The following is a 19,416-nucleotide window of genomic DNA, read 5'->3' on the forward strand; positions in this document are numbered from 1 at the left end:
CGGATCGGCCGCCCTGTGCTCCAGGACAATTGTGCCCACTCTTCACCACCGGGTACGACCGCTGAAGGGTCCGCTCGGTTGCATCCCGGTGGAGAGATGTGGTGCAGATCCGACACCGGGCCGCCACGTGGCGGCCCGGTGTCGGGTTGCTGGTGGCGGCCCGGAAGTGCGGGCCGGACGGGCGGGGCGGTGCTCGTCCCGGTTGACACCCGGTCAGGGTGTCCGCCCGTCCGGCCGGTTGCCTCGACGGTCAGCGGCCCAGTCGGCCGCGGACCATGCCCAGCATGGCGTTCATCTCCTCGATCCGCAGGCGCTTCGCGATGAACACGAACACCAGCATCTGGAGGCCGCCGCCCAGGAGGACCGACAGTACGCTGCCCGCCCAGCCGGCGAGCACCTGCTGGACCGCCAGACTGACGCCGAGGCCGACCGCCGCGGCCGGGACGCAGGCGGTGGCCAGCCGGCTGTAGGTCTTGCCGATCCGCTTGGTGTCCAGCCCGCCGATCTTCTTCTTCAGCTTCGGCACCGCGACCGTCACTCCGACGGCGTACGCGAGGCCGTAACCGAAGGCCATGCCGGTCACCGTCCACTGCGCGGGCAGCGCGACCCAGCAGAGCAGCGAGAAGCCGGCCTGGCAGACCGCCACCCAGACGGTGTTGGAGAACGGGGTTCGGGTGTCCTCGTAGGCGTAGAAGCCGCGCAGCATCACGTACTGGGCCGAGTACGGGATCAGCCCGAGCGCGAAGGCCGAGAGCATCAGGCCGACGTTGGTCGCGTTGTCCAGCGCCGTCCCGCCGCCGCCGACCGCGTAGATCGAGCGGCCGATCGCCGGGCCGAGTGCCAGGAACAGGAAGGCCGCCGGGACGACCGCCACCGCGGTGGTGCGCAGCCCGTACGACAGGTCGTCGCGGACGGCTCCGGCGTCCTCGTCGGCGGCCGCGCGGGAGAGCCGGGGGAGCACCGCGCTCATGATCGAGACGGTGATGACGGCCTGCGGGAGCTGCCAGATCAGCAGGGCGTTGGAGAAGGCCGAGAGGCCGACACCGCCGTGGCCGCCCTGTTCGGCGGCGCTGCCGGCGGCGGTCGCCAGCTGGGTGATGACCAGGTAGCCGGCCTGGTTGGCGAGCACGAAGAAGAAGGTCCACTTGGCCAGCCGGGCGGCCTTGCCCAGGCCGTGGCCGCGCCAGTCGAAGCGCGGCCGGAAGCGGAAGTCCGCGGCCCGCAGGTACGGGATCATCGCCAGCGACTGGACCACCAGGCCCAGCAGGGTGCCCAGGCCGAGCAGCCGGACGCCCTCCGGGGTGATGTTCTCCGGGGTGATCTGGGTGCCGTTGTAGCCGCCGTAGACCCAGATGTAGGCGCCGAAGGTGAAGATCACCACGATGTTGTTGAGGACCGGGGTCCACATCATCGCGCCGAACCGGCCCCGGGCGTTGAGGATCTGGCCCATCACCACGTGCACGCCCATGAAGAAGATGGTCGGCAGGCAGTAGCGGGCCAGCGCCACCGTGGTGTCGGCGCGGGCCGGGTTGGTCATCATCGGGTGGGCGATCAGCTGGACCAGCAGGGGCGCACCGAGCACGGCCAGGAAGACCACGCCGCCGAGCCCGACCATCACCAGGGTGAGCAGCCGGTTGGCGTAGGCGGTCCCGCCGTCCTCGTCGTTCTTCATGCTGCGCACCAGCTGCGGCACGAAGACCGCGTTCAGCGCGCCGCCGCCGATCAGGATGTACAGCAGGGTCGGCAGGGTGTTCGCCGCGTTGTACGAGTCACCCATGACCGCGATGCCGATCGCGCCGGCGATCACCATGGTCCGCAGGAAGCCGGTGCCGCGGGAGACCAGGGTGCCGGCCGCCATGATCGCGCTGGAGCTCAGCAGGCTGGCGACCTTGCCGCCACCGCCCCCGGAGGCCGGGGCGGGCTCGGCCTCGGGCCGGGCGGCGTGCTCCTCGGCGAGGTCCGCCAGCGGCTCGACCGCCGGGGGCACCGCGACGGCGGCCACCTGCATGGTGGCCTCCTCCTCGGAGAGCGGCGGGTCGAACTCGATCGGCGGCACGAAGGGCCGCTGCCCGTCCGGACCACCGTGCTGCGGCTGCCCCGGGTAGCCGCCCGTCGGCGGGTACGGCGCGGGGGCGACCGGCGGCACCGCCGAGGCCGGGGGCACGGGTGCGGCCTGCTGGGCCGGGGCGGGCTGGGGGACCGGCGGCTGGGCCGCGGCCTCGGCCGGGCGGCCGCCGAACAGCGCGTCCACCCCGACGTACTCGGTGGTCTCGCTGTCCCAGGCGGAGTGCGCCGGGCCCGGCTGCCACTGCGGCTGGGGCTGCTCGGCGCCGCCCCACTGGGGGTGCGCCGGGGCAGCCGGGGCCTGCGGGGCGGCCTGCTGCGGCCAGCCCGCCTGCACCGGGGTGTCCCAGCCGGGCTGCACGGGGGGCACCAGGGGCGAGAACGGCGTCGACGGCACCGGTGTCGGGTAGCCGCCGCCCTGCGGCGGCAGCTGCGGCGGCACGTCGTACGCGGTGACCGGCGGCGGTGCGGCGGGCCGTCCGGTCTGGAGGCCGTACGGGTCCTGGCCGTCCTGCGCGGTCCCGTACGCCTGTGCGGCGTACGGGTCCTGGGCGTAGGTGTCGGCCACGTACCAGTCGCCGGACGGCGACTCGGCGCCCGGCCGGCTCTCACCGCGGCCCGGCGGCCGCTCCTCGCTGCGCCCGGTCATGTCACCTCTTCGCTGTTGTGGGGGGAGACCGGCCCGGCATCGCGGGGGGTCGGCGGTGTCAAGGACCAACCTTCTCATCACTGGCGGTCCGATCCCGGCCATCCGGGCTGCTGGCGCGCGGTGTCTGTGCGGGACCCCCGTCCGCGGCGGCGTTCGGGCCGTCCGGGTCGTCCGGGGCGTCCGGGTCGGCGGGCTCGGCCGCGGCGGTGCCCGACGGTCCGTCCTGGGCCGGGTCGTCCCCGACCGGCTGGTCGCCGTCCTCGTGCGGCTGCCCGCCGCGCCGCTTGCGCTGGCGGACGAAGCGCAGCGCGGCGAGGACCAGCAGGACGGCGGCGCCGGCGAAGACGTACAGCACCCCGTTGGTCACCGAGGTGACCTCGACGGTGAAGGTCTGGGCCTTCCCGTAGGGCTTCGAGTCGGGGCCGGTGGTCCACAGCTGGGCGATCATGGTGACCGGGCCGTTGTTGCGGGCCTCGGCGTTGAAGCGCAGGGTGACGCTCTGCGAGGCGGGGAGGACGAGCTCCTCCGGCTTGCCGACCCGCAGCCTGTTCGGCTGGACCGAGGTGAGCCGCAGCTGCAGGTTGGTGACCGTCTGGGTGAGGTCGTTGCGCACGCTGACCTGGAGCTGGCCGGTGTTCCCGGCCAGGGTGACCACGTTCTTCTTGGGCACCTGGACGGCGGTGGTGAGCTCGTTCAGGTAGTTGTCGACGCCCGCGCGGTAGTCCTCGCCGGACGGCGCCTGGGCGCGCCACTCGGTGGACAGCGAGCGGACCATCGCGGCGCTGAACGGGCCGCGCACCCGCTGCGGCAGGGTGAGCACCCGCATCAGGGTGTCCAGCTTCTGCTGGATCTCGTCGGTGCCGCTCAGGGCGGAGGCCGGCAGCTCGGAGGCCCGGGCCTGGGTCGGGTAGTCGGCGGGTGACGGGACGCCGGTGTTGGCCTTCGGGTCCGGCGCGGACTGGGCCAGTGCGTCCAGCTTCACCGGGGCCAGCCACTTGTCGCCGGCCGTCTGCAGGGCGCCCGCCAGGGCCTTGGCGGTGTTGACGGTCAGCTCGCGCGGCGGCATGACCAGCAGGCCGCGCTGGTTCTGCGGCTGCTCGTGGGTGATCGCGTAGGTCTCGGCGAGGAAGCGCTGGGCCGCCTCGGTCTGGTCCTTCGGGGTGCTGAGGTCCTTCTGGAACGGCGCGGAGACCGCGTCGTCGGCGACCACGGCGCTCTGGCCGTTGCCGATCGGGCGCACCGCGGTCGGCGTGTAGTTGACCGAGTCCGGGTCCGGCATGCTCGCGCCGTTGACCAGCACCAGGCTGCTGCCCGCCTGCTGGGCGATCCCGGCGATCTGCTGGTCGAGGTAGCCCTGGTAGGGCCAGGCCACGTCGGAGCGGGTGTCCGTGGCGAGCCGGCCCTCGACGGTCAGCCGGCCGGCGGTGGCCGCCTTGTTCAGGGCGGTGCCCATGCTGCTCAGGTCCGCGCCGTTGTGCGCGATCGAGGCGAGGTCCGGGTCGGCGTACGGCAGCGAGACGACCTGGCTGCCCGACTTGGCGACGGCCGCCCGCAGCTTGTTCAGCCAGGCCTCGGCGGCGGCCGAGGCGGGGCGGGAGACGGTGTTCTCGTCCTTGGCGGACTTGCCGGAGCGCTCGGTGCCCGGCTTCTGCACCCGGTACGGCTTGGTCATCGCGAACGCGGCGTCCAGCAGGTCCGGGTCGACCACCCAGGTCAGCCCGTTCAGCTTGGCGCCGGTGTCGACCAGCTCGTACAGCCGGCCGCCCGGCGCGAGGTCGGTGGCCAGGCTGTCGTCGCGCAGCACCGAGAGGCTCTGGTCGCCGTCGGCGAAGGTCTGCGCGGCCAGCACCGGTGCGTGCACCAGCGGCCAGAGCGTGGCGACCTTCGTCGGCTGGGCCTCGGAGCCGCCCTGGGAATAGGGCAGGAAGGTGCGGGCGATGCCCAGCGCCCGGTCGCGCGGGTTGTCGCCGGTCGAGCCCCAGGCGTCCACCGCGAGCTCGTAGACGCCGCTCTCGGACAGCCCGAGGTCGCTCACCGCGACGCTCAGGGTGTACGGCAGGCTCTGGCCGGGGTTCAGCTCCGGCAGGGCGTACTGCGGGCTGTCCAGCTCCGTCCCGTCGTCGCCCCGCGGCGTGGTCCGGGTGGCCACGTTCTGGAGCTCGCTGCGCCGCTGCAGCGGCTTGCTGGAGACCGGCTTGCGGACGGCGGCGTGGGCGCCCTTGAGGGCGGACTTGCCGGAGTTGGTGACGTGACCGGTGATGGACACGGTGCCGTTCTGGACGGCGAGCTGCGGGGTGACCGTCTCGATGGTCATCGTCACCGGGTACTCCGCGGTGGCCGCGGCGTCGGCGGCCGGGCGGATGTTGCCGCCGGCCGGCAGCGCCGCGGCGGGGGCGGCCGCGACCAGGGCCAGGAGCGCCCCGCAGGCGGCGGCGAAGCGGCGGGCACGGCCGCCGGTGCCCCGTTCCCCGGCAGGGGGTTCGGTCGGGCCCGCGGCCCGTCCAGGCTGTCGGTGCGCCCCCAGGCCCGAGTGCCGTGCCGGCTCACTCACTCGCTTCGCCCTCGCCGTTCTGCTCGATCGCTCGCTGCTGATGCTGTCCGTCCGGCGCGGTCGCCCGACGTTCCCCGCTCGACGTTCCTCGCTCGACGCTGTACGCCACCCTGCTGCCGCGGAGGGATCCGTCGGCACGGCGGCACGCGGCACCGCATCCCCGGTTCCGGTGTCCGCGCTTCGTCCACCGGCATGGTAACGATCCAGCCTGGCGTGCAGTGTTGCGGGCTGTGGGGTGAGACGCCCAAAACGCGCGGGCGGTTGACCTTCCGGGGCACGTACCCTTGTGAGCCGTGTCCACTGCCAATGAGCCCACCGCGCGCACCGACCGTTCCAGCACCGCCGTCCAGGTCGTCCCAGGCCTGAGCGAGGCCCAGACGATGGGGCTGCAAGAGCTGCTGCGGGTCTCGCCGGTCGCCGACGAGATCGCCACCCGCTTCCAGGCGGCCGGTCACCGGCTGGCCCTGGTCGGCGGCTCGGTGCGGGACGCGCTGCTCGGCCGGCTCGGCAACGACCTGGACTTCACCACCGACGCCCGGCCGCAGCAGGTGCTGAAGCTGGTCAAGGGCTGGGCGGATGCGGTCTGGGACGTCGGCATCGCCTTCGGCACCGTCGGCGCCCGCAAGGACACCGCCGAGGGCTCCTTCCTGATCGAGATCACCACCTACCGCTCCGAGGCGTACGACCGCACCTCCCGCAAGCCCGAGGTGACCTACGGCGACACCATCGAGCAGGACCTGGTCCGCCGGGACTTCACGGTCAACGCGATGGCCGTCGACCTGCCCGGCCGCGGCTTCGTCGACCCGCACCACGGCCTGGACGACCTGGAGGCCCGGGTGCTGCGCACCCCCGCCACCCCCGAGGAGTCCTTCTCCGACGACCCGCTGCGGATGATGCGGGCCGCCCGCTTCGCCGCCCAGCTGGACTTCGACCCGGCGCCCGAGGTGCTCGCCGCGATGACCGCGATGGCCGAGCGGATCACCATCGTCTCGGCGGAGCGGGTGCAGGCCGAGCTGAACAAGCTGCTGCTGGCCAAGCACCCGGTGAAGGGCCTGCGGCTGCTGGTCGACACCGGCCTGGCCGGACACGTGCTGCCGGAGCTGCCCGCGCTCCAGCTGGAGCGCGACGAGCACCACCGGCACAAGGACGTCTACGAGCACTCGCTGACCGTCCTGGAGCAGGCCATCGCCCTGGAGCAGGACGGCCCGGACCTCACCCTGCGACTGGCCGCGCTGCTGCACGACATCGGCAAGCCGCGCACCCGCCGCTTCGAGTCGGACGGCCGGGTCTCCTTCCACCACCACGAGGTGGTCGGCGCCAAGATGACCCGCAAGCGGATGCGCGAGCTCAAGTACTCCAAGGAGCTCACCGAGGACGTCTCGCGCCTGGTCGAGCTGCACCTGCGCTTCCACGGCTACGGCGGCGGCGAGTGGACCGACTCCGCGGTGCGCCGCTACGTCACCGACGCCGGGCCGCTGCTGGAGCGCCTGCACAAGCTGACCCGCTCCGACTGCACCACCCGCAACCGGAAGAAGGCGGCCGCGCTGTCGCGCACCTACGACGGTCTGGAGGAGCGGATCTCCGAGCTGCAGGCCAAGGAGGAGCTGGACGCCATCCGCCCGGCGCTGGACGGCAACCAGATCATGGAGCTGCTCGGGCTCAAGCCGGGCCCGCAGGTCGGCAAGGCGTACAAGCACATGCTCGAACTGCGGCTGGAGCACGGGCCGATGGAGCCGGACGAGGCGGTCGCGGCGCTGCGGGCCTGGTGGGCCGAGCAGCAGGGCTGACCCGGGCGACGCCCCGGAACCGCCGCGCGGCGGTCACGTCCCCGTCCGGGGAGGTGACCGCCGCGCTCGCGTCCGCTCAGCTGTTGACGTGCTTGAGGCAGAGCACGTAGTTCAGCGCGGGGAGGTTGGTGTAGGTACGGGTGTAGGAGCTGTCCGCCTTCGGCTGCTTCTCGCAGACCTTCTCGTCCGAGGTGGCGAAGTACTTGTAGACCACCTTGTACTGGGCCTTGGGGTCGGTGCAGGGCAGCACGGTGATCTTCGGGTGCTCGTCCGCGGTCGCGCCGGGGGAGTTCTCGTTGCGCAGGCAGTCGCCGATGCCGGCGCTGTCGACGTCGTTCTTGGCCGTGGGCGGCGGCAGGGTGATGCTCGGCACGGTGAAGCTGGGCATCGGGAGCGGCGGCGGGGTGTAGCTGTAGGTGGGCGTCGGCCGCGGCGACGGCGAGAAGGTGACCGTGTCGGTCGGCGTCGGCAGCGCGACCGAGCCGCCGGAGTCCTTGTTCGGGCCGATCACGCCGGTGGCCAGCAGGATTCCGGTGACCAGCAGGGAGACCGGCACCAGCAGCATGGCGATGTGCGGGCGGCTGCCCAGCGGGGCGCCCGGGTCGAGCTGGGGGCCGTGGGTGCCCGGCATGGGCGGCGGCAGCCGCTTGATCCGGTTGTGGGCACCGAGGTTCATCAGCAGGGTGATCACGGTCAGGATCGGCGAGACCCAGCTCCACCAGCCCTGGACGAGCGTGCGGGCGGACATGTCGCGCACGGTGGCCGTCCCGCAGGTGCGGCAGAACGGGCCGTGCATCCGCAGCATCCGGAACGCGATCAGCAGGCCCTGGTGGCCGCGGACGGTGGCGCGCACGGCCGGGAAGCCGCCGCAGAAGCGGCAGTTCTCCCCGTCCATCGGGGCCGGGGGAGGGTAGCCGTAGCCGTAGCCGGGGGGTTGGGCGCCGTACGGCTGCTCCGGCGGCGGGGGGCTCGGGTAGCCGTACCCCGGCGGGGGCGGCGGGGGCGGCGCGCCGTACGGGCCGCCGGCGTACGGGTTGCCGTCGCCCGGTGGCGGGCCGTAGGGCATCTGGGGCGGAGGCGGAGCGGACAAGGGATCCCCCGGAGTAAGGAAGGCGGTGGAAGGGTCAGGACTTCTTCACCGGCGGGTAGCCGGTGGAGGTGGGGGTCAGGGGGCCGAGGCAGAGCACGTACCGCGTCTTGTTCCAGCGGCGGCCGCTCTTGCCCGAGACGGCGCTGGTGGTCTGCGGGGTCTGCCGGCAGCGGGTCACGTCGGTGGTGCCGGTGAACTTCGACAGCACCTTGTAATTCGCTTTGGAATCAGTGCAGTTGACGATCTCGACGCTGCGGGAGCCGCTCACCCGGACACAGTCGCCCGGTTTGGCGCTGCTGACGCTCGGGCCGCTGACGAAGTAGCCGACCGCGAGCGCGACGCAGCCGCCGACCGCACCGACGATCCGCAGCTTGGAGCGGGCACCGCGCTTGGCGGGCGGCGTTGAGGGGGCCGCGCCGGGCTGTGGGTAGCCGTACGGCCCGGCGGGCGGCTGCTGGCCGTACGGCGCCTGCCCGTAGGGCTGCTGGGCGTACGGCGACTGGGGGTTCGGTTGCTGGAGGTGCGGCGGCTGCCCGTACGGACCCGGGGCGTACGGCTGCTGCGGGACGGGCGGTTGCCCGTACGGCGCCTGGGCGTACCCGGGTGGGGGCGGACCGAAGCCCGGTGCCGCGGGTGGCGGCGGGCCGTACGGGCCGGTCGGTGTGCTCATCAGTTCGTCCCCCGAGACCGAGTGCTGTCGTTCCGACAGGTTTACGTACCTTAGCGACTGGGTCGGACGCAATCGGTCCGGAGGCCGCGGGCGGATTCCGGGACGAAGCGGTTGCGATTCCGGTACCGCGCGGTGTCAGTGGGCCCCGCCGGGGAGGGGAGCGGAGCGCCGGGCGGCCCGCAGGTAGAGGACAGCGGTCAGCCCGTACACCACGGCCACCCCGGTCACCATCGGGACGGACCGGCCGGACAGCGGCAGCACCAGCGCCGTGACCAGGGCGGCGGCCACGAAGGCGACGTTGAACAGCACGTCGTAGATGGCGAAGACCCGGCCGCGGAACTCGTCCTCGACCGACTCCTGCACCACGGTGTCGGCGCAGATCTTGGTGCCCTGGGTGACCACCCCGAGCAGCAGGGCGGCGAGCAGGCAGGGCACCAGGGCGAAGGACAGGCCCAGTGCGGGGACGAAGACCACCGGGGCGAGCAGGCAGACCGTCATCCAGCCGGCCAGGCCGAGCCGGCGGGTGCACCAGGGGCTGACCACCGCGGCGACGAAGAACCCGGCGGCCGACAGCGCGACCGCCTTGCCGAGAGTGGCCAGTCCGGCGGCGCTGTCGGCCGGGTCGTTGAAGGTGTAGCGGGCGAGCATCACCACGACCACGATCAGCACGCCGTAGCAGAACCGGGCCGCGGTCACGGCGGCCAGCGCGTGCACGGCCGGGCGGCAGTCCCGCACCAGGTGGCGGACGGCGGCACCGAGTCCGACGGCGGCCCGCACCAGCGACTGGCGCAGGGCGGGGCGGTCGGCGTGCTGGTCCGGGCCGAGCAGGTCGCGGTCCATCCGGCGGGCGGCCAGCGCGGCCGACAGGTAGAGCAGTGAGGCGACGGTGACCAGCGCGGCGTCCGCCTTCGGCCCGGGGGCCATCACCTGGTGCAGCAGGAAGCCGATGGCCCCGCCGGTGGCGGCGGCGACCGTCCCGAGGGTGGGGGAGAGGGCGTTGGCGGTGACCAGCTGATCCTGCTCGACCACCCGGGGCAGGGCGGCCGACAGCCCGGCCAGGATGAACCGGTTGAGTGCGGTGACCAGCAGCGCCGAGGCGAAGAACAGCCAGGTCGGCGCCTCGGCCAGGAGCAGCGCGCCGGTGCCCAGGCCCAGTCCGAAGCGGGCCAGGTTGCCGAAGTAGAGCACCTGGCGACGGCGCCAGCGGTCCAGCAGCACCCCGGCGAACGGACCGATCACCGAGAACGGCAGCAGCATCACGGCCAGCACCGAGGCGATGTCGGCGGGGGAGGACTGCTTCTCGGGGGAGAAGACCACGTAGGCGGCGAGCGAGACCTGGAAGACGCCGTCCGAGAGCTGGGAGAGCACCCGGGCGGTCAGCAGCCGGCGGAAGTCCCGGCCCCGGAGCAGACCGAGGAGCGTGGCGCGGTGCGCGGACTGGTGCGTGCTGCCGTTCTCGGTGATCGCCACCCGCCCAGGGTGCCATGGAACCGGTCACCGTTTCACGTGAAACATTCGCTGCGGAAACGTGAAGGGCTCACGATCAGATGATCGTGAGCCCTTCGGACGCGTTATGAGGCACGTGATGACGCGCGTGCATGACGCGTTATGACGCGTTATGAGCGGTCAGCTCAGCGCTCGACCTCGCCGCGGATGAACTTCTCGACGTTCTCCTTGGCCTCGTCGTCGAAGTACTGGACCGGCGGGGACTTCATGAAGTACGAGGAGGCCGACAGGATCGGGCCGCCGATGCCGCGGTCCTTGGCGATCTTCGCGGCGCGGACGGCGTCGATGATGACACCGGCGGAGTTCGGGGAGTCCCAGACCTCGAGCTTGTACTCCAGGTTCAGCGGGACGTCGCCGAACGCGCGACCCTCCAGGCGGACGTACGCCCACTTGCGGTCGTCCAGCCAGGCCACGTAGTCCGAGGGACCGATGTGGACGTTCTTGGCGCCCAGCTCGCGGTCGCGGATCTGCGAGGTGACGGCCTGGGTCTTGGAGATCTTCTTGGACTCCAGGCGCTCGCGCTCGAGCATGTTCTTGAAGTCCATGTTGCCGCCGACGTTCAGCTGCATGGTGCGCTCGAGGATGACACCGCGGTCCTCGAACAGCTTGGCCATCACGCGGTGCGTGATGGTGGCGCCGACCTGGGACTTGATGTCGTCACCGACGATCGGCACACCGGCCTCGGTGAACTTGTCCGCCCACTCCTTGGTGCCCGCGATGAACACCGGGAGGGCGTTCACGAAGGCGACCTTGGCGTCGATGGCGCACTGGGCGTAGAACTTGGCCGCCTGCTCGGAACCGACGGGCAGGTAGCAGACCAGGACGTCGACCTGCTGGTCCTTGAGGACCTGGACGACGTCGGCCGGGGCCTCGTCCGACTCCTCGATGGTCTCCCGGTAGTACTTACCCAGGCCGTCGAGGGTGTGGCCGCGCTGGACGGTCACGCCGGTCGGCGGGACGTCGCAGATCTTGATGGTGTTGTTCTCGCTGCTGCCGATGGCGTCGGCCAGGTCGAAGCCGACCTTCTTGGCGTCGACGTCGAAGGCGGCGACGAACTCCACGTCACGGACGTGGTAGTCACCGAACTGGACGTGCATCAGCCCGGGGACCTTGCCGGCCGGGTCGGCGTCCTTGTAGTACTCGACACCCTGCACCAGCGACGCGGCGCAGTTGCCCACGCCCACGATGGCTACGCGAACCGAACCCATTCCGGTTGCTCCCTGTGATCTCATGAGCGCCGTCGAGGTCGACGGCACTCGTCCTGCTTCTTCGAATGACTGCTTGTACGGGCGCGAGGCGCCCACTCCTGCCGCGCGGCACGGGGCTGGCGCGGTGTCAGCGCTCCTGGGCGGAGCGCCCCGGGCGGTCGTACGGTGGCCCGGACGGGTCGGGGGACCCGGTCTCCTGGCCACGGCCGTCCGAAGTCGTCGGGGGTGTGGCGGTGCTGCTCCCACCGGTGGAGGGTCGGCCGGTGCGGTTGGCCCGCTCGGTCTCGATCAGCTCGTTGAGCCACCGGACCTCGCGCTCCACCGATTCCAGGCCGTGCCGCTGGAGTTCGACGGTGTAGTCGTCGAACCGTTCGCGGGCGCGGGCCAGCGAGCCGCGCATCCGCTCCAGGCGCTCCTCCAGCCGGCTGCGGCGACCTTCCAGGACGCGCATCCGCACCGCCCGGTCGGTCTGGCCGAAGAAGGCGAAGTGGACGCCGAAGCGCTCGTCCTCCCAGGCCTCCGGACCGGAGTCGGCGAGCAGCTCCTCGAAGCGCTGCTTGCCCTCGGGGGAGAGCCGGTAGACGATCTTCGACCGCTTGCCGTTGAGCGCGGTGGCCGGGACGTACTCGACGTCCGGGTTGTCCTCGACCAGGAAACCCTGGGCGACCAGGCTCTTCAGGCACGGGTAGAGCGTTCCGTAGGAGAGCGCCCGCAGTGCTCCGAGCAGGATGTTGAGCCGCTTGCGCAGCTCGTAGCCGTGCATCGGGGCGTCATGGAGCAGACCGAGAACGGCGAACTCCAGCACTCCTGAGCGCCTGCCCACTGCCGGTGTCCTCCTCCCTGTCGACCCTCGCTCCGGCCGCTGCATCGGCGGTATACCGCTTCGATGTATCGGCTCGATATATCGAGAACAGTAAACCCGACCCCCGGAACGAGCAAGGGGGGCACGCGTGAATGTGATCACAAGCCGACGCGCGGGTGGGGTTGGCAACGGGCGTGTAATGATCTGACGCCGTTTTGTGGGTATTGGCGCCTGATGCCCGATTAGGTGCGTTTTCCCGCTGCGTACGCTGTCGCGTGTGCACGAGGACCAACCTCCGGGGTTAGGGCGGTCCGGGCATCGGACAGGAACCCTGCCTTCAGGCCGACCAGGCCTGGCGAGGAGTGGCTGGAAACATGAGCGAGCGACGGCGAAGGACGCCCAACCCGGGCGGTGACGGGCAGCAGCCGCCGGGAGGCGGAGGCCGTCGAGGCGGCCCCGGCCCCGACGAACTGGGCTCGGAAGGCATCGGCCGCCGACGCCCGCCCGGGGTCCGGGAGACCGCCCAACAACCCCGGATGACCCGCGCCGAGCTGCGCAAGGCCGCCCAGAAGAAGGGCAAGGGCGGTGGTGGCCGCCGCGGTCCCGCCGCCGCCTCCGCCGCGGCCGCCGCAGGCCCCGGGAAGAAGCGCTTCATCGACTACCCGCGCTTCGGCAAGACCGGCGTCCGGCGCTGGCTGCCCTCCTGGAAGCTGGTGTTCAGCGTCTTCCTGCTGTTCTTCGCCATGGGCGTGGGCGGCGTGTTCTACCTCTACCAGACCACCGAGGTCCCGAACCTCAAGGACCTGGTGAACAACCAGAACACCATCTACTACTGGGCCGACAACACGGAGATGACCCGCAAGGGCGAAACCAACCGTCAGATCGTCGAGCTCAGCGACATCAACCCCACCCTGCAGAACGCCGTCATCTCGGCCGAGAACGAGACCTTCCGCACCGACAGCGGCATCGACCCCAAGGGCATGCTGCGCGCCGTGTACAACATGGCGAAGGGCGGCGAGACCCAGGGCGCCTCGACGATCACCCAGCAGTACGTCAAGAACGCCTACCTCAGCCAGGAACAGACCATCAGCCGCAAGATGAAGGAATTCTTCATCACGCTGAAGATCAACCAGCAGAAGTCCAAGGACGACATCCTCAAGGGCTACCTCAACACCAGCTGGTTCGGCCGCAACGCCAACGGCGCCCAGGCCGCCGCCCAGGCGTACTACGGGGTCAACGCCAAGGACCTGAACCTCTGCCAGAGCGCCATGCTGGCCGGGCTGTTGAAGGGTGCGAACTACTACGACCCCTCCAAGCCGGCCAACCACGACCGCGCGGTGGAGCGTTGGAAGTGGATCCTCGACCGGATGGTGATCACCCACAACGCCACTCCGGAGGAGCGGGCGAAGTGCACCACCTTCCCCGAGCCGATCGCGCCGAAGGCCAGCTCCAACATGAACGGTGAGATCAGCTACCTGGTCGACACCGCCAACCAGTACGTGATGTCCACCGACAAGTCGATCACCCAGCAGGTGATCGACAAGGGTGGCCTGAAGATCTACACCACCTTCGAGAAGGACAAGGTCGACGCCCTGAAGAAGGCCGTCGACGACGTCAAGGGCGAGAACCTCGACCCGCAGAAGCGGCCCAACAACGACACCTTCGTCCAGTTCGGCGCCGCCAGCATCCGCCCCGGTGACGGTGCGATGGTCGCCATCTACGGCGGCGACGGCGTGGAGAACGGCCACTTCGACAACAACGCCAACGCGGGCGGCGTCCAGGTCGGCTCGACCTTCAAGCCCTTCGTGCTGGCCACCGCGATGCAGACCGGCGTGCAGACCGCGAAGGACAGCGACGGAAAGCCGAAGCGGATCAGCGCCGACAGCCGCTACCTCGCCGACGACATGTCCGAGATCCGCAAGCCGGACGGCTCGCTGGTGATCGGCGACGACGGCAAGCCCTACCGGCAGAAGAACGAGGACGCCGGCAAGCGCGGCTACGTCACGCTGCGGCAGGCCATGCAGTACTCGTACAACGTGCCCTTCGTCCAGCTCAACCAGGACGTCGGCGGCCCCGCCGTGGCCGACATGGCGGTGCAGATGGGCATCAAGCGGGAGAGCCTGGCCGACCCGAAGACCGCGACCTTCCCGCTCGGCACCTCCACCATCAGCCCGATCCGGATGGCCACCGGCTACGGCACCCTGGCCGCCAGCGGCAAGGAGGCCGAGCCCTACTCGGTCACCAAGGTCGAGGTGGACGGCAAGGAGCGCCCGGGCTTCGGCAAGAAGGACCCCAAGGTGGCGCTGGAGCCGGCCGTGGCCGACAACGTCACCGACGTGCTGGTGAACGTGGCCAAGAACGGTACCGGTACGAAGACCAACACCCTGGGCCGCCCGGTGGCCGGCAAGACCGGTACCACCGACCAGAACAAGTCGGCCTGGTGGGTCGGCTACACCCCGCAGCTGGTGACCAGCGTCGCGATGTGGCGCGAGGACCCGAACAAGCACGACCGGGAGTCGCTCAACGGCACCGGCGGCAAGGAGTCCATCCACGGTGGTGACATCCCCACCGACATCTTCACCCGGTACATGAAGGCCGCACTGGCCAACGAGAAGAAGATGGACTTCCCGACCCCGCAGCCGGTCGGCACCGAGGTGGACTCCTCCGGCGCGCCGTCCACGGCCACCGCGACGGCCACCCAGACCCCGAGTTCCGCGCCGACCACGGCGGAGACCCAGCAGCCGACCCAGCAGCCCAACCAGCCGCAGCCCCCGCAGCCCACCCAGGGCAGTGGCTGCGTGCCGGGCGTGGACTGCCCGCCGACCCAGCCGCCCACCCACACCCCCAAGCCGACGGCCAGCAGCTGCATCCCGCTCGTCAACTGCCCGCCCAACCCCACGCCGAGCGACACGTCGGGCGGCAGCACCAAACCGGGCAAGCCGACCCCCAGCAGCACCGGCGGCCCACAGGCCGGCGGAGCGGCCGGCTAGCAGCCCGGTGAGCCGGTGAGCCGGTGAGACGCTGAAACGGCGGTGGCGGTCCTCCTCGGAGGGCCGCCACCGCCGTTTCGTCACGATTCGCCGCGCCCGCCCCGTCCGTACCGCCGGACCACCGCGGGGTCCTCCTCGTCCCACCGCATCCGGTGCGGCAGGATGTCCGGCATGACGTCGAGCGATCGTGACGAAACCGGCGGCCCGGACGGGCCCGGCGCCGCCGCAGGGCCCACCCCGGCAGCCGTCGCCACCGCCGCGCCACCGGCCGACACCGTGGTCGTCCCGGCCGACGAGGACCGGGTGGCGGCGGCCGGCAGCGAGGTGTTCGGCGGCCCGCCCGGCCGGCGGGCGCTGCTCGGCGTCTCCTGGTGGATCCCGGTGCGGGTGCTGGCGCTGGCGGTGATCGTGGTCTCGGCGCTCGGCATGGTGCACAACCTGCCCTGCTACGACCAGGCCTGGTTCCAGCCGGGCTCGCCGCAGTACATCCACGCCTGCTACAGCGACATCCCGCACCTGTTCTCCGGCCGCGGCTTCGCCGCCGGGCTGCACCCGTACGTGGACCGGATCCCCGGCACCACGGGGGACCTCCAGTACCTGGAGTACCCGGTGCTGACCGGCCTGTTCATGCAGGTCGCGGCCTGGTTGACGCCCGGCGGCGGCACCGAGCAGGCACAGGAGCAGTGGTTCTGGGCGATCAACGCCGGGCTGCTGATGGCCTGCGCCGTGGTGGCCGCGGTCGCGCTCTCGCGCACCCACCGCCGCCGCCCCTGGGACGCGATGCTGTTCGCGCTCTCGCTGGTCCTGTTGCTCAACGGCACGGTCAACTGGGACCTGCTCGCGGTCGCCCTGGCCGCCGTGGCGATGGCCTGGTGGTCCGGCTCCCGGCCGGGCTGGGCCGGCGTCTTCATCGGCCTGGCCACCGCGGCCAAGCTCTATCCGCTGCTGCTGATCGGCCCGCTGCTGGTGCTCTGCTGGCGGGCCGGGAAGTGGCGCGAGTTCCGGGTGATGCTGGGCGGCGCGGCGGGCTCGTGGCTGCTGGTCAACCTGCCGATCATGCTGGCCAACTGGCAGGGCTGGTCGACCTTCTACGTGTTCAGCAAGCACCGCGGCGAGGACTACGGCTCGTTCTGGCTGATCCTGATGCAGAGCCGCGGCGTGGGGCTGGCCGACCTCGACCTCTACATCGGCGTGCTGATGGTGGTGGGCTGCGCGGCCATAGCGTGGCTCGGCCTCTCGGCGCCCCGCCGGCCGCGGTTCGCGCAGCTGGCCTTCCTGGTGGTCGCACTGTTCGTGCTGGTCAACAAGGTCTACTCGCCGCAGTACGCGCTCTGGCTGCTGCCGCTCGCGGCGCTGGCCCGGCCGCGCTGGCGCGACCTGCTGATCTGGCAGGCCTGCGAGGTGCTCTACACCCTGGGCATCTGGTCCCACCTGGGCTTCGTCACCGGGCCCAAGCAGCACGGGATCGGCGAGTCCTGGTACCACTTCGCGATCGTGCTGCACCTGCTGGGCACGCTCTACCTGGTCGTGCTGGTGGTCCGGGACGCCCTGTACCCGGACCGCGACCCGGTCCGCTGGGACGGCACCGACGACCCCTCCGGCGGGGTGCTCGACGGTGCTCCGGACGCCTTCTCACTGGGTACCGCCCGGCGGCTGCGCGAGGAGGAGAGCTACGCCGGATACGCGCCGGCCGGCTCCTTCGAGCAGTGGCTGGACGAGCCACGGCTGTCGGAGCCGGCCGAGAAGCAGGTGTAGCCCGAGGGCCCGTCTTCAAGGACGGGCCCTACGGCGTGTCGGGCACGTCCTAGCGGTCCACCACGCGGTCGAAGTGCGTGGTGGTGTGCCGGACCTGGAGGCCCAGCTCCTCGCCGATCGCGGGGGGCGCGGTCTCCGCGTCCAGGAACAGCAGTGAGACCTGCATGTGCGGCGGCTCGGCGAACCAGAGCTGCTTGCCCGCCCAGTGGAACGGCGACTTGGTCTTGTTGACGGTCGCCAGACCGGCCCGGGCGATGCCCTTGGCGCGCGCGCCCATGCTGGCCACGTACTTGGGGGCCTCCAGGCCGATGCCGTGCGCGGTGCCGCCGGCGACCACCAGGATGTGGCCGTCGGAGGGCGCCGGGTGCTGGCGGTAGCCGTAGCGCTCGCCCTTCTTCAGCGGGGTGACGTCCAGCACCGTGGCCCGGACCTCCAGCGCGCCGTGGTCGCCCAGCCAGAGCCGGGTGCCGATCCGGGCCCGGAAGACGGTGTCCGGGTAGCGCTCGGCCAGCTGGTCCATGCCGGCGGCGCCCAGGTGGCTGACGAAGACGGTGTGCACCGGGATGCCGGCCGCCTTCGCGGTGTCCACCCAGTACACGACCTCCTCGACCGGGCTGGAGCCGTCCGGCCGGTCCATCGGCAGGTGCAGGGCGAGGCCTTCGAAGGAGACGCCGTCCAACTCGGCGGCGACGGTGCGCAGGTCGGCCGCGCTGACGCCGTGTCGGCGCATGGTGGTCATGCACTCCAGCACCACCCGGGCGCCGTGCAGCGCGCGCAGCGCTTCCACGCCGGCCACCGTCCGGATCACCCGGGCGTGCGGCAGCGGGAGCACCTCCTCGCCGACCCGGTAGGGGGTGAGCACCAGCAGCTCGCCGCCGTACCACTCGGCGGCGTCGGCCGCCTCGTACGCGGTGCCGACGGCCAGCACACCGGTGCCGAGCAGTGTCGCCTCCTCGGCCAGCCGGTGGTTGCCCAGGCCGTAGCCGTTCCCCTTGGCGACGGGCACCAGGCCGGGGAACTCGGCCAGGACGGAGCGCTGGTGGGTCCGCCAGCGTTCGGTGTCGAGGTAGAGCGACAGCGTCATCGGGGCAGCCTCCTCAGCGGCGGGACATGTAGAGGTCGAGGGCCTTGTGCAGCAGCTTGTTCAGCGGGAAGTCCCACTCGCCGAGGTACTCGGCCGCCTGGCCGCCGGTGCCGACCTTGAACTGGATCAGGCCGAACAGGTGGTCGTTCTCGTCCAGGGTGTCGCTGATGCCGCGCAGGTCGTACACGCCGCCGCCGAGGGCGTAGGCGTCGCGCATCATCCGCCACTGGATGGCGTTGGACGGCTTGACCTCGCGCTTGTGGTTGGCGGAGGCGCCGTAGGAGTACCAGACGTGCTCGCCGACCACCAGCATCGTGGTCGCGGCCAGCGGCTCGCCCTCGTGGTAGGCGATGTAGAGCCGCATCCGGTTCTGGTCCTCGGCGGTGAGGGCCTGCCACATGCGCTGGAAGTAGGACAGCGGGCGCGGGGTGAACTTGTCGCGCTCGGCGGTCACCAGGTAGAGCTGGTGGAAGATCGGCAGCTCGTCGTAGCCGCCCTGGTAGACCTCGACGCCGCTCTTCTCGGCCTTCTTGATGTTGCGGCGCCAGAGCTGGTTGAAGTTCTTGTGGATGTCGTCCAGCGAGCGGTTGGCCAGCGGCACCTGGAAGACGTAGCGCGGCTGGACGTCGCCGAAGCCGGCGCCGCCGTCCTCGCCCTGCAGCCAGCCGGCCTTGCGCAGCCGGTCGGCCACCTCGAAGGCGCGCGCCTCGTACCAGTCGGCCTCGACGTCGCGCAGGCGCTTGGCCTGCTTGGCGGCGATGGCCTCCTTGATGGTGGGGGCGTTCCAGCGGCGGATGACGATCGGCGGGCCCATCTTCACCGAGAACGCGCCCTGGGACTTGAGGTGGGCGAGCATCGGGGAGAGCCAGCGGTCCAGGTCGCGGTCGAACCAGTCGATCACCGGGCCCTCCGGCAGGTAGGCCAGGTAGCGCTTGACCTTCGGCAGCTGCCGGTAGAGCACCAGGCCCGCGCCGACCAGCTGGTTGGCGTCGTCGAACCAGCCGATCGACTCCGAGCGCCACTCGGCCTTCACGTCGCCCCAGGACGGCACCTGCATGTGGCTGGCCGAGGCGCGGCTCCTGATGAAGGCGAGGTGCTCCTCGCGGGTGATCGTCCTCAGGCGCAGGCTCATTGCTCGGTGCTCCTCGTCGGTCGGGCTGCGGTCGGCCCCAGGTTCTCGGGCTGACCTTATCGTCCGGGGCCCGGGCGCCCGCCGGTGCGGGCACGACGGCGCCCCCGTCGGGTACCTGTCTCCTTGCA

Annotated in this window: 12 protein-coding genes; 3 read left to right on the plus strand and 9 right to left on the minus strand. The window is 71.5% G+C overall.

Features of this window, described 5'->3' with window-relative positions; genetic code table 11:
- Nucleotides 1-250: 250 nt before the first annotated feature.
- Both murJ and ABTY61_RS21105 read right to left on the minus strand, forming a co-directional pair.
- A complete protein-coding gene (gene murJ, locus ABTY61_RS21100) occupies nt 251-2,713 on the minus strand; it encodes a murein biosynthesis integral membrane protein MurJ (protein ID WP_350506544.1) in 2,463 nt (820 codons plus the stop codon).
- 58 nt (nt 2,714-2,771) lie between these two features.
- Nucleotides 2,772-5,264 carry a DUF6049 family protein gene (locus ABTY61_RS21105; RefSeq protein ID WP_350506545.1) on the minus strand — a complete coding sequence of 831 codons (2,493 nt, stop codon included), beginning with the start codon at nt 5,262-5,264 and terminating at the stop codon, nt 2,772-2,774.
- Between the two features lie 380 nt (nt 5,265-5,644).
- On the opposite strand from ABTY61_RS21105, the gene ABTY61_RS21110 reads away from it, so the two are divergent.
- Nucleotides 5,645-7,051 carry a CCA tRNA nucleotidyltransferase gene (locus ABTY61_RS21110; RefSeq protein WP_350506641.1) on the plus strand — a complete coding sequence of 469 codons (1,407 nt, stop codon included), beginning with the start codon at nt 5,645-5,647 and terminating at the stop codon, nt 7,049-7,051.
- Between the two features lie 76 nt (nt 7,052-7,127).
- Here the strand turns inward: ABTY61_RS21110 and ABTY61_RS21115 are convergent, their stop codons facing one another.
- The 5 genes from ABTY61_RS21115 to ABTY61_RS21135 form a co-directional block, all read right to left on the minus strand.
- On the minus strand, nt 7,128-8,141 hold the full coding sequence (locus ABTY61_RS21115) for an LppU/SCO3897 family protein (RefSeq protein ID WP_350506546.1): 1,014 nt from the start codon (nt 8,139-8,141) through the stop codon (nt 7,128-7,130).
- 34 nt (nt 8,142-8,175) lie between these two features.
- Entirely contained in the window at nt 8,176-8,811 is a 636-nt protein-coding gene (locus ABTY61_RS21120; protein WP_350506547.1) for an LppU/SCO3897 family protein, read from the minus strand.
- A gap of 135 nt (nt 8,812-8,946) precedes the next feature.
- On the minus strand, nt 8,947-10,281 hold the full coding sequence (locus ABTY61_RS21125; protein ID WP_350506548.1) for an MFS transporter: 1,335 nt from the start codon (nt 10,279-10,281) through the stop codon (nt 8,947-8,949).
- Nucleotides 10,282-10,442: 161 nt separating this feature from the next.
- A complete protein-coding gene (locus ABTY61_RS21130; protein ID WP_350506549.1) occupies nt 10,443-11,525 on the minus strand; it encodes an inositol-3-phosphate synthase in 1,083 nt (360 codons plus the stop codon).
- Between the two features lie 127 nt (nt 11,526-11,652).
- Nucleotides 11,653-12,348: a PadR family transcriptional regulator gene (locus tag ABTY61_RS21135; RefSeq protein WP_350506550.1), complete on the minus strand. Its 696-nt coding sequence runs from the start codon at nt 12,346-12,348 to the stop codon at nt 11,653-11,655.
- 515 nt (nt 12,349-12,863) lie between these two features.
- On the opposite strand from ABTY61_RS21135, the gene ABTY61_RS21140 reads away from it, so the two are divergent.
- Together ABTY61_RS21140 and ABTY61_RS21145 are read left to right on the plus strand one after the other, a co-directional pair.
- On the plus strand, nt 12,864-15,317 hold the full coding sequence (locus tag ABTY61_RS21140) for a transglycosylase domain-containing protein (RefSeq protein WP_350506551.1): 2,454 nt from the start codon (nt 12,864-12,866) through the stop codon (nt 15,315-15,317).
- Nucleotides 15,318-15,488: 171 nt separating this feature from the next.
- Nucleotides 15,489-17,072, plus strand: coding sequence for a glycosyltransferase family 87 protein (locus ABTY61_RS21145; RefSeq protein WP_350506552.1), 1,584 nt, complete (start codon nt 15,489-15,491; stop codon nt 17,070-17,072).
- Nucleotides 17,073-17,121: 49 nt separating this feature from the next.
- Here ABTY61_RS21145 and ABTY61_RS21150 read toward each other — a convergent pair whose 3' ends face one another.
- Both ABTY61_RS21150 and ABTY61_RS21155 read right to left on the minus strand, forming a co-directional pair.
- Nucleotides 17,122-18,156 carry an alanine racemase gene (locus ABTY61_RS21150; protein ID WP_350506553.1) on the minus strand — a complete coding sequence of 345 codons (1,035 nt, stop codon included), beginning with the start codon at nt 18,154-18,156 and terminating at the stop codon, nt 17,122-17,124.
- A gap of 13 nt (nt 18,157-18,169) precedes the next feature.
- Nucleotides 18,170-19,288, minus strand: coding sequence for a lipid II:glycine glycyltransferase FemX (locus tag ABTY61_RS21155; RefSeq protein WP_350506554.1), 1,119 nt, complete (start codon nt 19,286-19,288; stop codon nt 18,170-18,172).
- Nucleotides 19,289-19,416: the final 128 nt, after the last annotated feature.

Origin of the sequence: Kitasatospora sp. NPDC096128, from assembly GCF_040303105.1 — a bacterium.
Lineage (GTDB): Bacteria > Actinomycetota > Actinomycetes > Streptomycetales > Streptomycetaceae > Kitasatospora.

Bases quoted from the DNA above. Each gene is read 5' to 3' on its own strand.
- ABTY61_RS21110 (WP_350506641.1), top strand. From the start codon at position 5,645: ATGGGGCTGCAAGAGCTGCTGCGGGTCTCGCCGGTCGCCGACGAGATC.
- ABTY61_RS21150 (WP_350506553.1), bottom strand. From the start codon at position 18,156: ATGACGCTGTCGCTCTACCTCGACACCGAACGCTGGCGGACCCACCAG.
- murJ (WP_350506544.1), bottom strand. From the start codon at position 2,713: ATGACCGGGCGCAGCGAGGAGCGGCCGCCGGGCCGCGGTGAGAGCCGG.
- ABTY61_RS21120 (WP_350506547.1), bottom strand. From the start codon at position 8,811: ATGAGCACACCGACCGGCCCGTACGGCCCGCCGCCACCCGCGGCACCG.
- ABTY61_RS21145 (WP_350506552.1), top strand. From the start codon at position 15,489: ATGACGTCGAGCGATCGTGACGAAACCGGCGGCCCGGACGGGCCCGGC.
- ABTY61_RS21140 (WP_350506551.1), top strand. From the start codon at position 12,864: ATGACCCGCGCCGAGCTGCGCAAGGCCGCCCAGAAGAAGGGCAAGGGC.
- ABTY61_RS21155 (WP_350506554.1), bottom strand. From the start codon at position 19,288: ATGAGCCTGCGCCTGAGGACGATCACCCGCGAGGAGCACCTCGCCTTC.
- ABTY61_RS21130 (WP_350506549.1), bottom strand. From the start codon at position 11,525: ATGGGTTCGGTTCGCGTAGCCATCGTGGGCGTGGGCAACTGCGCCGCG.